General features: G+C 49.0%; 9 protein-coding genes. 3 read left to right on the forward strand and 6 right to left on the reverse strand.

The window, feature by feature from the left end:
* The 4 genes from GA003_14990 to GA003_15005 form a co-directional block, all read right to left on the reverse strand.
* A complete protein-coding gene (locus GA003_14990) occupies window positions 1-1,128 on the reverse strand; it encodes a beta-lactamase family protein (GenBank protein ID QXD27310.1) in 1,128 nt (375 codons plus the stop codon).
* A 17-nt stretch (window positions 1,129-1,145) separates the two neighbouring features.
* Window positions 1,146-4,601: a HEAT repeat domain-containing protein gene (locus GA003_14995; GenBank protein QXD27311.1), complete on the reverse strand. Its 3,456-nt coding sequence runs from the start codon at window positions 4,599-4,601 to the stop codon at window positions 1,146-1,148.
* 2 nt (window positions 4,602-4,603) lie between these two features.
* The gene (locus GA003_15000; protein ID QXD27312.1) at window positions 4,604-5,821 is read right to left on the reverse strand and encodes an SGNH/GDSL hydrolase family protein; all 1,218 of its coding nucleotides are present in this window, start codon (window positions 5,819-5,821) and stop codon (window positions 4,604-4,606) included.
* A 106-nt stretch (window positions 5,822-5,927) separates the two neighbouring features.
* Complete coding sequence (locus tag GA003_15005) at window positions 5,928-6,623, reverse strand: hypothetical protein (GenBank protein ID QXD27313.1); 696 nt, start codon at window positions 6,621-6,623, stop codon at window positions 5,928-5,930.
* A gap of 346 nt (window positions 6,624-6,969) precedes the next feature.
* Between GA003_15005 and GA003_15010 the strand changes: the two genes are divergently transcribed.
* From GA003_15010 to GA003_15020, 3 genes are all read left to right on the forward strand, one after another.
* Complete coding sequence (locus GA003_15010; protein QXD27314.1) at window positions 6,970-8,433, forward strand: Do family serine endopeptidase; 1,464 nt, start codon at window positions 6,970-6,972, stop codon at window positions 8,431-8,433.
* Window positions 8,434-8,551: 118 nt separating this feature from the next.
* Complete coding sequence (locus GA003_15015; GenBank protein ID QXD27315.1) at window positions 8,552-10,111, forward strand: sulfatase; 1,560 nt, start codon at window positions 8,552-8,554, stop codon at window positions 10,109-10,111.
* Between the two features lie 95 nt (window positions 10,112-10,206).
* A complete protein-coding gene (locus GA003_15020; protein QXD27316.1) occupies window positions 10,207-11,193 on the forward strand; it encodes an aldolase catalytic domain-containing protein in 987 nt (328 codons plus the stop codon).
* An 88-nt stretch (window positions 11,194-11,281) separates the two neighbouring features.
* Here GA003_15020 and GA003_15025 read toward each other — a convergent pair whose 3' ends face one another.
* On the reverse strand, window positions 11,282-12,952 hold the full coding sequence (locus GA003_15025; GenBank protein QXD27317.1) for a sulfatase: 1,671 nt from the start codon (window positions 12,950-12,952) through the stop codon (window positions 11,282-11,284).
* A gap of 123 nt (window positions 12,953-13,075) precedes the next feature.
* On the reverse strand, window positions 13,076-14,542 hold the full coding sequence (locus GA003_15030) for a sulfatase (protein ID QXD27318.1): 1,467 nt from the start codon (window positions 14,540-14,542) through the stop codon (window positions 13,076-13,078).
* Window positions 14,543-14,604: the final 62 nt, after the last annotated feature.

Raw genomic sequence — 14,604 nt, forward strand, 5'->3', positions numbered from 1 at the left:
CTAACGCTTTCCGGTGATCGGCCGTACTACGTTACCGATTCCTTTTTTAACCTCATCCATACTGCTAGTCCCTGAAACGGTATAAAGCAGAGTGAGGTAGACGTCTTTTTCTAAATTGATCTGGAACAGGGCCCTGCTGGATGCCAGGGCACCGGAATGGGAAATGCCAAAGGCTTTTCCATTAGCCATCATCTGACCCCAGCCAAACGCGTACCGTTGTTTATCGCTTAGGGGCGTTGTGTAGTCTTCGAACTGTTTCTGACTCATCAAGATCTCTTCGTGTGTAGATGCTTGTTTCCAAACGGATTGAAGAAATACAACACTATCGCTCGAAGTCGAATAGAGGCTGCCTCCAATCAAAGGTAGTTGAAAAGGCTTCCACAAATGAGGCGTGGTGGGATTGATTTTCCCTTTCAATGAACCTGACGCCACATTCTTATTTTTACGCGATGGGAAATAGGAAGTATGCTCCAGTCCAAGCGGCTCACATATACGAGCTTGTAACAGCTGTTCAAATGCTTGTTCGGCGGCTACTTCAGCAACGCGCCCCACTACACAATACCCCGCCCCACTGTAGGCGTATTCTGAACCGGGTAACGCGTAGAGCGGCTCTTTAGCTATGGCATCGACCGATTCCTGGAGCGTTAAGCGGAAGTCTCGAATCCACTTCGATTGTCGTCGAGTCATGCCTTTCTTCTGCGAGTAGATTCCACTATGGTGGTTCAACAACTCGGCCATGTTTGGGGCACGCGTGGATGCTCCGTCTGACATTTTCAAATTACCAAACGCTGGCAACCAGGTATAAATTCCCTTATCCAGCGACAGTAGCTTGTCATCCGCTAAAGTCATGACGACTGCAGATGCGATCGGCTTGGAACAGGAGCCGATACAAAACATCGTTTCTGAATCTACCGGTGTGTCATCTACAATGGAACGAACACCGAAGTTTTTATTCAGCAGAATTTGCTCTTCATGACCTATCGCCAACTGAGCACCCACAAGCATTCCATTATCGATAAGAGATTGGAGTCCCTCGGCAGCTTTGTCTAGTTGCGCAGCAGTTGGAGCCGAAATGGCGCGTAAGGGTACCCATAGCGCAACGAGGAAGAAAAGAGCTATAGGTTTCATGGTTTTGGGGATCGGAGTTATTTTCCGTAAATGACTTGCACTTGAGCAGGAATCTCTGGCGCATCCACTATTTCGATACGCAAAGTACGGTTCTTTCGATTCAGGGCAGAAGCACCAACCGTAATCTGATTAATGCCAGGCTGCAGCACAATGGATGTTTCCCAACTGACCTCTTCAAATTTATCTCCCCCCACGAACACATGGAGGCCTTCAGCATCGTTAAACTTCAAAATGGAATTGCCCGGTCTTTTAGCGTCCAAATGAAAACGAAAATAACTAAGCGTTTCCCGCCCTTGCCCTCTAACTCGAGGGAATTCGTCCAACGGAATATCTCCGTTGGTTTTTGAGTATGACGCATTCCACACGAGCCGAGAATCGTCGGAAGTAACAAACGCCATAGGATTATGCCGAATAATATCGGCATAGCCCAGGTCACCCTCTTGATCATCCAGGGAACGAAAGGTTCGTACCAATCGTTCGGAACCTACTTTAAAGTCACCTTCCTTCCCCAAACGGGACATGAACTTTACCAGGTCGGAAAACTCGTCTTTGCGAAGCGACGCAGTCAGGCCAGGTGGCATCAATGAGATGGGGCTCATCTCCTGAGACGCGATGGTTGACTTGGGAATTTCAATCAACTGATCAGCAGGATCCTGTAAGGTGATGGAAGTATCATTTTCCGAAGCCAGTTTGCCTGCAGCGACCGTTCCATCCTTTCGCGTGACCATGACGACATGGTAGCCTTCTTTGATTTGCTTCTGCGGCTGCAGAAGAGAATCGATGAGATAATCCACCGGAGCACTGGCACCAATACTGGTAAAATCGGGGCCGAGTCTTCCACCTGCTCCACCGATTGCGTGACAAGTCATACACAGCAAATTCTCGCGGCGATACACTTCTTCGCCTCGAGCGGCATCTCCGTTGGCTTCAATAAATTCGACCATGGCAGCCATCTCGTCGGGAGAGAGGTTCATGTTAACCGGCTCAATACCCGCTGCTTTTTGAAGAGCGGATTGGAGAGAAGAAGTATCGATCGAAGCGGTGCTCACACGACGGAGAAGACGAGTAGTTGCATCGGTATTGAGGGCACTCGATTTTAGAGCCCTGGCCAGGATCGCAGGCAACTGCTTTTTCGCGATATAAGGCACCACTAACGCAGTTCCATCATCATCCTTCCCCAACCCTTCCAGAAGGTTTACGACCAGGTCCACCGCTTCCTTGGGGTCTGCAGAAGCATAGCCTGCCGCTACTTCGATCTTTGTCGCGGTCGGCAAATTGGACCCAGCCAATTCAGATAACGCAGCTTTTGCATTTGTCGTTCCGATACCGAGCAAAGATTCAACAGTGGCGTTCCGGATATAACTTCTTGTATCTGGGTTGGAAATAATCGCTTTGAGGGCAGAAATAGATGGTTCCAGTTTCCAACTCCCAGCCAATTGGATAGCCGCCACTTGAATGGGAGCGCTGGTGTGAGCTATCAGCGGCAAAACGATATCCAGATCAGCATCTGGCTTCACCCCTCTTTGCCTGGCGGCCGTACCCAGAGCAGCTAATGCTCTCGCTGCGCCTTCAGGATCCGTCTCTGCATACCCGACGACATCATTCACCACGTCTTTCAAAATGGAAGGACTTCCACGTTCGGCCAATAGAACCATCGCTTCCGCTTTATAGTCATCTCCGATACCTCCTCTATTCCACAGACGCTCCAAGGGTTGAATGGCTTCTTCCACTTCAACTGAACGAATCGCGTAAAACAAGTAGCTTAGATTATCACCAAAGAAAGTCGGATTGATCCGGGCATGAGGTAACCAAACAGATTGCAAGCCGCGCATGGCATTCCAAAGCGAGAAATCGAGATTCTCATCCATTGGCATGTCCAACACTTTTACTAGCAATTGAGCAGCTTCCTCGGTCCCAAGTTTTCGAAGCACTTGGATGGCTTCGTTACGAACACGTGGGGATTCATCTACAATCGCATTCTCGAGGCGACTCATAATGGTCGGGTAATTAGCTGGACGTTCTTCTAGCACACGCAAAGCCGCCACACGCATTCGAAAATCATCGGAGCTTAACATGGTTTCCAGAACCTGGGGATTGATCTGATCCAGTGATTGGGAAACCCAAAGCGCCTCCAGCAAAAACTCTTCATAGTTGGGGTGCCCATGATTGAGCCTTTTGATCCATTCGGAAAGCGCGGGAAACACGGCCTCAGCGCCTCGGAACTTGAGTTCTCGCTTCGCATGATCCCGAACATAGGCATCTACCGATTTAAGATTTTCCAGCAACCTGGTCACAGAGGAGGTGGCAAAGTCTGGTGCCTTTTGTAGCGATCGATTTTTAGCGGTGATTCGCCAAATACGACCGTGCGTATGGTCGCGGCGCTCATCCCGAAAGTCTACTTCACCATGCTGAATGATCGGGTTATACCAGTCTGCCACATACAAAGCACCATCCGGACCATTTTGCACATCAATCGGACGAAACGCTCCGTGAGTCGAAGTCACAAGATCTTCCTGTTGGCGTGAAATATATCCGCTGTTCGAATCGGTAAGCTTGAATGAGATAATGCGATTCCCACGGAAGTCATTGGTGACAAGCCGGCCCTGCCACGCCTCGGGAAAATGATGTCCATCGATAATCTCCAGGCCTGAGAGCTTGGGTTGTCCAGGATTCAGTCCGTCCAGAAATCGCTCGTACCCGACATTGGCTCGAAAAGCGGAATTTGGGAATGAGTAGTTGATCCCCTCCGATCCCGCTCCATCGGTCTGAAAGGTTTGTCCCCAGCGGTCAAACTGCAGTCCCCAGGTATTTACCAAACCGTACGAATACACACCCAGCTCCAAAGTCTCCGGGCGAAATTGCCAAACCCCACCTGCCTGAAGATCCCGATAGCCGTAGGGCGTTTCCACATGGGAGTGCGTGTAGATGGATTGATTGAAGTAGATCCGTCCGCCGGGCCCCTGCCGCAGGGTATGAATAATATGATGAGTATCCTCCGTTCCAAATCCAGAGTAAATAATCCTTCGTGAATCAGCTACCCCATCATCATTCTTGTCTTCAAAAAATAGCAGCTCTGTAGAATTGGCTACATAAAGACCATTCGGATTCGGAAGAACGGCAGTGGGTATGAGTAAACCATCAGCAAACACAGTATGCTTGTCAGCCACTCCATCCCCATTGGTGTCTTCCAGTCGAATAATTTGATCAGATGGTAAATCACCGGGTTTGATGTGGGGGTAAATGGGAGTGCACGCCACAAAGAGACGACCCTTTCGATCGAATGCCATAGCGGTGGGCTTCGCGATCATGGGATCCGAAGCAAACAGATTAATTTCAAATCCCTCTGCCGGTTTTAGGAGACTCAACTGATAGGCAGGATCGGAATTGGGAATCTCAGTCAACGCTCGTTGTGCAACGGCAGATCCGCAGGCGAGGAGAAGGACAACACTATAAATAAAATTCGAAGCTCTCATAATTATCTCTCCATTGCGCGTTGAAGTTGCAGGGTATAAGTGCGCGGGCGCTTCAGGTCGGCGATTTTACTCTCCTCTAATTCAATATATCGATCGAACTCCTCAAGCTCGGTCACGTTCTGACCTTGTTCGTGTTTCCTAAAGCCACGAAGGTAGGTTTCGTTCTGAGGTCGCCATTTGTGAAAGTAGAGTTCGTTTTTCTTGACGATCGTTTGCATCAGAAGCGCCGTCTGATCCACCTCGGGTGTCCAAGGAAGCTCTATACCCGCTGCCCATTCTTGAGAACTATAGGTGCCTAGATTTCGACCGTTTATCCGGAGATTGTAACTCCCATTAAATAAACGAGGGATAGAGAGCTTAAGCTTTTTGCCATTGCCTAGCCCTCTATCTTGCAGAGTGAAGAGTAAGCCATTGCCTAAAACTTGCACGCGTTGAACCCGCGTATCCATTGCGGAATTCACATTCCCTTGTCCATCGATTTGGACTGTTTTGGTGAAAGACGGAAATCCCAACCCAGTTAAGATCCCTTGAGCGGCGACTTGATAACCTTCCTGGTTCAGATGAACGCCATTATCGGTCAATGGCGAATTCGACAGATTGAGTGCCTCTTCCATATAGCTAAATAGATCGATGAACCAGCAGTCCCGTTCCGCCGCAAGGGATTGGATAGATGCAGCGTACAACTTAAGATTGGTATTGTTATCCGCTGGGTCAGGAAGCGGAGGTCCCATATTTTCTTGTGGGATAGTAGAAAGTAGGACGATCCGCGCATTCGTAGACTTCAGCATGTCCAACAAGGTGTTCATGTTTGCCTCGAAGTCTGCCAGACCTTCCCTGCCCTCGTAGGATTCCATCGACCCATAAGAGACGAATATCACTGTGGGAGCCAATCCAGCTGCGTGTGTTTCCAAATGCTTAAACCCATCTTCAACCGGACCAAAGAATCGACGAGAGCGGCCCCTCGCATCATCACCTGACCAACCCAAGTTTCGGAAGGTTATATTTTTGTCAGGCCACTGGGTCGTTAATGCTGTCTCGATATGACCATAGTCAATGGCACGTTCTACAAAGGTGTTACCGACAAATACAACACGATCGCCATCTTCCAATTCGAACGTTTTCGCGGATTGTGCATGCATTGATACACCACCTGAAAGAACGACCATCCAACAACTGAAAATGAAAAGTAGCCGGAACACCGACCATGATTGAAATTTCATAAATAGGGATAGAAAACCTAAGTGAACGAATTCACATCCATGGAGTCCAGTTCCTTATAATTACAGAGCGGGAAATTTCTAAGACATCGGGAATGCTGATTAAGAGCTATCGCGTATTTCCCAGAATCGCCGAACGGCCACCTTCAACATGCCTTAGCGCTTCGGATCGACCCCGATCAGCCATACCCATAGCAGTATTCCAACTCTCAGCTACAGGCGGTTGATAAATGCGATCCAATTCGATCTGAGTATCTTTACGAAGTGCCCTTCGATAACGATAAGCAGAATTGTAACCGTAGCTCGGATAGTAAAAAGAACTGGAAGATCGAGAACGACGATAACTACGCTGCGCTACCACAGGTGTGTCCATGGGTTTTTGACGATCTTCAATAGACTGCTTTCGAATCGCCTCTACCAAGTCCAACGCCCTATTGAGCTCATGCTCCACATTGCTAGCTGGATAACGTATTTGATGCAGCTTCCAGTACCTTACCTGCTCATAAGCTGACAAACGATCGATCTTTCGTTTGATGGCTCGAATATCTGGAGCAGCCGGCGTTCTTGGAACCGGTACCGATGCGATCACCTGGATGGGCTCAACAGATATGAGTCCGGTAGAGTGTGAAACATTCACTTTCGCCGAGGGAAAGAGAAGCACGGTTTTATTGGACATTTTTAGATGCCCTTGGAGCTCCCCGTACTGAGACTCGAGGTCTTTTACCTTAATAATTGCGTGAGCTACTTGGCCCGAAAAAAAGCCAATCACTATCATCATAATAAACGCTGAAACACGGCGAATCATACCATTACTTTAAATTTCAAGCGGTTGAGGTCAACCGTAGTTAAATCAGTAGAACCCCTGATTTGCCTCTAAGGTTTCACTACTTTTGACACGCATGGTAGACCTCACCACCGGTAGGTGGAAGGAGTGGAATTGAAGTCAATAACAGGTAATCTCAATACCCCTGCGACATACGCGGAACAAAACAAATAGATATTCGTCTCAGTTGATTACTACTTTAAAGTATTCTCCGAACCACCCAATCGACGCATCCTACATTTATTCCGAAATTTTTGAACGAATCGGAGAAACCAAAATCTAAGTATTGATTCAGAGGCAACTAGCCCTATTTACCATTCCCATAACAATGAAAAAGTCACACTTCCTATTGACCTTATCTAGCCTGATCCTGGTGCTTGGTTCTGCCTGCGCTGCGGACGATCTCAAAGATCTACAGATCGATATTCAGATTGAAAAAGAATCCATCGATCGAAATCAGAATTTCATGCCACACAGCTATGCGAATATGCTGTCAACGGCCACACCGGCGGTCGTATCGGTTCACACGGCAACGATCGTCCGTGTTTCCCAATCGCGAGGGCTGTCCCCTCAGGATGAAATGCTCCGGAGGTTCTTCGGATTTCCTGCCCCCGATCAACAGCAACCGGAAACGGAGCCTGAAGAACGCAGAATGCCACAAGGCGTGGGATCTGGAGTTATTATTTCCGAAGATGGATTCATCGTTACGAACAATCACGTTGTGATGGACCAACGCGGCGAAGATGCCGACGAAGTATTGGTTCAACTTTCAGATGGACGAGAACTTGAAGCCATTATCGTAGGGCGCGATCCTCGCACCGACGTAGCTATCCTCAAAGTGGAGGCAGATGATCTGCCAGCCATTAAGGTATCCGACAGTGATAATATTGAAGTGGGCGATGTGGTCTTCGCGATCGGTAATCCACTCGGAGTCGGTCTCACAGTGACCCAAGGTATCATTTCAGCAACTCAACGTCAGATTGGTATTTATGGAGACGACGGTTATGAAAGCTTTATTCAAACCGACGCGTCTATCAATCCTGGTAACTCGGGTGGAGCACTTATCGACTCCTACGGCAGACTCATCGGGGTCAACTCTGCTATCCTTTCTCAAAGCGGTGGTAACATTGGCATCGGCTTCGCTATTCCTTCCAACTTGGCCTCCAATATCGTCACTCAATTGGTAGAAACCGGTGAAGTCCGTCGTGGCTTCCTCGGTGTAAGTATTTCTGACCTAACTCCTGATCTGGCTGAAGCATTTGGAATCGAAGAATCCAAGGGCGTTTTAATTAACGACGTGGAAGAAGGTTCAGCCGCTGACGAAGGCGGTATGGAGCGTGGAGACGTAGTGATAGCCGTGGATGGCAAGACCGTTGATTCCAGCAATGAATTCCGTATTCGCATCGGTCATACGCTTCCTGGAACACCAGTTCAACTAGAGGTGGTTCGAAACGGAGAAAGAATCCCATTGGAAATCAACGTTGGAACCGCATCCGGTCGCTTTGCCATGTCGGCGAATGAGCTCATCGATGGCGTTGAGGTTTCTGACATTGATGAAGAAAAAGCCAAGCAGTTCCGGATCCCGCTCAATATCACAGGTATCATCATTTCATCGGTCAGTCCGGAATCGCCCTACTCTCGCCACTTGGCCGAGGGGATGGTTATCATGGAAGTAAACGACACCGAAATTACCTCCATACGCGAAGCACGTGAGCAGATTAAAACCGGAGTCAACAAACTCTACATCTTCAATCGCGGTCGCACTGGCTATCTACCCATTCGGGTAGAGTAACCGTTAAGACATTCACTTTTCCAATAGGGGTCGCTATCGCGGCCCCTATTTTTTTCTCCTAAAGCGCGGCTTAGTTGTCTTAACTTCATTCACTAGTCTGGTCTTACCCAAAATCATTATGTCGACTCTTCGAAGCATCCTCCTCCTGGCAAACGCCCTACTCTGCGTCTCCCCGCTGGCAACGGCCCGCCCCAACTTCCTCTTCGCGATTGCCGATGATCAATCCTACCCTTATGCCTCGGCCTACGGAACGAGCGGAGTAAACACACCCGCCTTTGACCGAATGGCACAGCAAGGTGTGCTCTTTCACAATGCATTTGCGCCTGCTCCCCAATGCAGTCCTTGCAGAGCCGCCATCCTGACCGGGCGAAACATTTGGCAGATCGAAGAAGCCGGCACCCACGGCAGTCATTTCCCAAAAAAGTTTCCCGTCTTTACCCGAACCCTCGAAGGAGCTGGTTACCACGTGGGCTGGACCGGCAAAGCCTGGAGCCCGGGGAACTATAAAGACAATGGCTGGAAACGAAATCCAGTAGGCACCGAATACAGCAGCAAGAAGCTGACACCACCAGCAAAGGGGATGTCTGACATCGATTACGCCGCCAACTTCGAAGACTTCTTGGATAAGCGTACAGACGATCAGCCCTTTTTCTTTTGGTATGGCTGCAAAGAGCCACACAGGGTCTACGAATATGGTTCCGGTCAAAAGGCAGGCAAACAACTGGAGGAAGCGACCGTCCCTGCCTTCCTGCCCGCCCAGGAAGAGCTGATTAAAAATGACGTTCTCGATTACTCACTGGAGATCGATTGGTTCGACACGCATCTAGGACGTATCATTGCCAAGCTCGAAGCTATCGGTGAATTGGAGAATACTGTCGTGGTGATCACTGCGGACAACGGAATGCCCTTTCCCTATGCAAAAGCCAACCTTCAGGAATTTGGCACACACGTGCCTTTGGTCGTTTCCGGGAAAGCGTTTTTCCCCGGAGGCCGCATTTCCAAATCTCCAGTCAGCCTGATTGATCTGGCCCCCACTTTTCTCGAGCTCGCCAACGTCGATCCATTTCCAGGCATCACCGGCAAGAGCCTCATGCCTTTCCTTAAACATATGGCTCCTCACCGGCCCTATGTGCTTACCGGACGCGAAAGACATTCCCATGCAAGGCCCGACAATTTTGGCTACCCTGCTCGTGCCATTCGCACTGAGGACTACCTTTATGTTTGGAATATAAAGCCCGATAGGTGGCCTGCAGGAAACCCCATACCAGAAGGCCTGGATGAAGCCCACATCACCGGTTCATTTTCCAGAGACTACAAGGCGATGGGTGTAGGCTATCCTGATATCGACCCCTCCCCGAGCAAAACCTTTATCTATGAGAATGAAGACACTTATCCGGACCTCTTTCATCTGGCTTTTGGAAGACGACCTGAAGAACAGCTCTATGATATCTCCAAGGATCCTGGGTGCCTAAATAACCTGGCACGCAATCCCGACTATGAATCCATTCGTACCGAACTGAGTAAGGCACTGCTGTCTCAACTCAAAGCGCAAGGCGACCCACGCGTCCATGGAAAGGGTGACATATTCGAATCGTATCCAAGGTTTGGTGGCATGCGATTCTATCCAGGATTTAAAAAACGCGGAGAATACAATCCAGCCTTCCAGCAAAAGAATTAATTACAGAGCCTTTCTTAATTTGAATTTACTGAGACCAAGCTTGCTTGGCCGCTATCATTCATCTAGCAAATTTCCTCTTATACACGCTTCTAATTATGACAGATACAGCTCCCTGGATAACCTACCGCCCTGAACTCAAAGTCACCGATTGCACGATTCGCGACGGCGGACTGATGAACAACTCCAACTTCTCGGACAAACAAGTACGTGAAGTATACGATGCCTGCCTTGCAGCCGGAGTCGATTATATGGAGATCGGATATAAGAACTCACACGAGCAATTTCCTAAGGACACCTATGGTCCGTGGCGTCACTGTGACGAAGAAGACATGCGCCGTGTGGTAGGAGATCACAGTTTTAAGAAAACAGGCATGAAGCTTTGCGCCATGGCCGACGCTGGAGGAAAGAGTGACTGGAAGAACCAGATCATTCCGGCCAAAGACAGCGTTCTGGATATGATTCGAGTCGCTTGCTACGTCCACCAAATCTCAGAAGCAGCCGAGATGGTACAGCACTGTCATGACTTGGGCTACGAAACGACTTTCAACATCATGGCCATCTCGATCGTGAAGGAGCTGGAGCTCAACCAGGCACTGGAGATCGTAGCCCAGTCACCCGCCAATGCGCTGGTTGTAGTAGACAGTTTCGGAAATCTTTTTCGTGAACAAGTCGACTACCTGGTCAAAAAATACATGGTAGCAATCGAAGGCACCGGCATGGAAGTGGGCATGCACGCACACAACAATTTGCAACTGGCTTTCGCTAACACAATTGAAGCGATCATTCTCGGAAGCAACCGTATCGACGCCACCATGATGGGTCTCGGTCGAGGTGCAGGAAACTGCCCGATGGAGCTACTGCTTGGTTTCTTGAGAAATCCTAAGTTCAAGCTCCGTCCGATTCTGGATGTCATCCAAAACACCATCCTTCCTTTGAAAGAGGAATTCGATTGGGGGCCTTCTATCCCCTATCACATCACCGGCCAACTCAATCGTCATCCAAGAAGCGCCATGGCTGTACGCGAAGGCGATGCACCCGACGATTATTTGGATTTCTACGACCGAGCGATGGCAGATATTTAATTTTCCAAACTTATTAGTTTGGCACCAGCGATCTGAATTATTCAGAGGAAGAGAAGGAGTAAGACGAAGAGCAAGAATTCTATCTACCTCACCCATCCATCCGGACATACTTGTCCGTGACTCGATTGTCTTTGAGATAGGTTTTTATCGCTTGGACCACTTCCGGGTAGTCTTTGGCCACACTCTTGGATTCATAGACGATCTGCGAACCTGGACCATAGAGAAGTAGGTCAGAGCCATCGGCAGGAATCACAGCCTTGAATTCACCGTAGTAAACAAAGTGCTTCCAATTCGGATCCTCTGGAACGTGCTTGGCTAGCTTGCTCACAACCTTGGCATACTGTTTATCCCCGTAGAGATTCTTCCACTCTTCAGGATCATTCTCCAAATCGTAGAGTTCTCGTGATCCATCGAAGTATTGAATAAACCGGTACTGAGAATCACGAATCGACCAGGTACCTCGACCGATGGCAGTAATGGCTGGATGCTCTCGCTTGGCTTCTGGGTTCTTGATCAGTGGAAGGAGTGAATGACCGTCCAGATCTTTGCGTTTATCAAGACCTCCCATATCCATCACTGTAGGATACACATCGAGCAGAGATACTGGCTGATCGACTCTAGATCCTGGCTTGAAACCACGCAACTTGGCATTCTTCGGAGGCACAACAATGAGTGGGACTCGGGTGGACCCTTCCCAAGCTGTAAATTTTCCCCAGTGCTCTTTTTCTCCTAACTGCCATCCGTGGTCGGACCAAACAACGATCATGGTATTGTCGGCGTAAGGAGACGCATCCAAGGCATCCAGCACACGGCCCAATTGTTCATCGGCAAAACTGATATTGGCTAAGTACGCACTCACGGCATTTTGCCACTGCCCCCACTCCACCGTTGTTTTGTGGGCACCACTGGTTACAGCAAAACGACCAAACTCTTGGGCAATCCGAGATACATCCTTCAAGTCATCCTGGTAAACAGCAGGCAGTTGAACGGTCTCGGGTGGATACAAATCATGAAAACGCTTGGGAGCCCAAAGCGGTTGATGCGGGCGATAAATTCCAAGCCCTAGAAAGAATGGCTGATCATGCTTCTGGTTAAGCTTTTCGATCACATAGTTAGCACATAGCGTATCCGTGAATTCTTCGTCTGGACGATCAATGACACCCCAGTCAAATGACTCGATGGTGGTCGAACCAGGATTGCGATCCCGAGGCATCTGATTCAACGGCATGGTAATACCCAGGCGCGGAATGTAATGTTTAACATAGGGGCCTCCCGCATCGATCGCTGATTGTGGAATGATCTTCTCTTCATCCGTTATCGGCCACCACTTGTTGTAATCGGGACCGTATTCCTGAAAGCGAGATTCGTTACCTCCATGAAAGAGTTTACCCGTTCCAAAAGTCGCGTATCCCTGATTCTCCAGGTCCTTGGACATAACCATAGCTTTGGGCATCGTCTTCTCAAGTTTCTGACCATTGCCGTAGACCAAATTGTTGACCGGATTTAGTCCGCTCCAATTCGCCGCACGCGAACCGCTACAGGCTGGAACCACGCAATGAGCGTTGGTAAAAAGTACCCCACGCTCAGCTAGGCGATCGATGTGTGGTGTCTGTGACTGAGGATGACCGTCGAGGCAACCCACCCAATCATTCATATCGTCGAAGGTAACGTAGAGGATATTGGGTTTCTCTGCAAAGACAGTGGTTCCGATTAATGTAAGCAGACAGAATGAAGAGAAGAACTTAACTAGGATAGACATAAATGGGATTATCGTGAAGAGGTTTAAAGAGAGACAAGGTAATTGTAGGGGCTTTATCCCCCGATCGTTCGGAGCACTATCCTAAAATCGGGGGATAAACCCCCTCCTACAATTCTCAAAAAACTACTCTGGGATCGGCTCATTTGGGTCGATATCTTCCCCTTCCCAATTGGCGATGCCATTCTCGTAGATAAGCACTCGATTGGCACTACCTGGAACAGGCTTTTTACTGCTCTTAGGAAGGTGGGTTTTCATCTGCCGCTTGATAGCAGCATAGTCCCCATTGCCAGCCAGGTTCCAAAATTCATTGGAATCATTAACCATGTCATACAGTTCCTCAGAACCATCGGCGTACTGGATGTAACGCCAGTCTTCGGTTCGCACGCCATGGTTATCATGATTGTGCGTTGTAATGGCAGGTCGGGTACGCGGTGCCTTTGGATTCTTAATCTGCGGCACCAAGCTCATACCCTCCAAATGATCGGGAATATCCAAACCACACAACTCACTAAGTGTAGGATACATATCGAGCAATTCGGCGGGCCTGGTTACTCGCTGACTTCCATTTACTCCCGGTCCCGCAAAGACCAAAGGCACTCGGGTCGATCGATCCCATAAGGTATTTTTTCCAGTAATCTCTTTTTCTCCCAAATGGTATCCATGGTCGGACCAGAGGACAACGATGGTATCGTCTTCCAGGCCGTTCCGTTTCAGTGCTTCAAGCACACGTCCAACCTGGCTGTCCATAAAACTCACACTCGCCAGGTAGGCATGCACGATTTTAATCTGTTCCCCCGCTTGAAGCAGAAACTTCTGCCGTGGCTCCGGAAGTTTCCAATGAATATACCAGCTAAAGCGAGGCGTGTCGGATCGGTCATCCAAAAGCATGCGGGGCAAGAGCACCTCGTCTTCCGGATAAAGGTCGAACCACTTCTGGGTAGCGAACAAGGGGACGTGTGGAAGAGCAAAGCCGACCGCCATAAAGAAAGGCTCATCATCAGCCATTTTATCCAGCTGATCGACTGCCCAAGTAGCCGTCTTCCAATCCTTGTGATCTGATTCCTCATAGGGATACACGGCCCAGTCCATTCCAGCCCCTCCTCGTGGTGTCGCCACCCGTTTCTTTTTCGGTCGAAGACCCGGTTTCGTACTTCCCACTACATCGAATTCTTTCACGCCCATGCTATTCCAACTCCGGCCGTGATAGATCTTACCAACCGTGTAGGTTTTGTAACCGGCCTTGGAAAAATGCTGCGGCAAAGTCACCAGATCTTTCAACTCATCAACCGTCCTGAACCAGGGTGCTAATCCATAGACACCCGTCGTCGAAGGACGAAGCCCTGTCATCGCACTGGTACGGGATGGGTTACAAACCGAAGCCTGGCAGTGTGCATTCGTAAACAAGGTTCCTCGATTGGCTAAGGCATCGATGTTTGGTGTCTTCACCTGCGGATGGCTGTCCATCACTCCCACCCAGTCGTTGAGATCATCAATCGCAATGAATAGGACATTCGGTGATTTCGCCTGGGCAATCAGAAGGTTGAAAATCAGACAAAAAAGAGACAGGAAAATGGTGTTTAAGTTTCGCATATTACGGAGTTTACGATGAAAGACCAAATAATGGTCTGACGAGTCCAATCTGAAAAACGTTA

This window comes from Opitutia bacterium ISCC 52 (assembly GCA_014529675.2).
In the GTDB taxonomy this organism is placed as follows: Bacteria; Verrucomicrobiota; Verrucomicrobiia; order Opitutales; family UBA2995; genus UBA2995.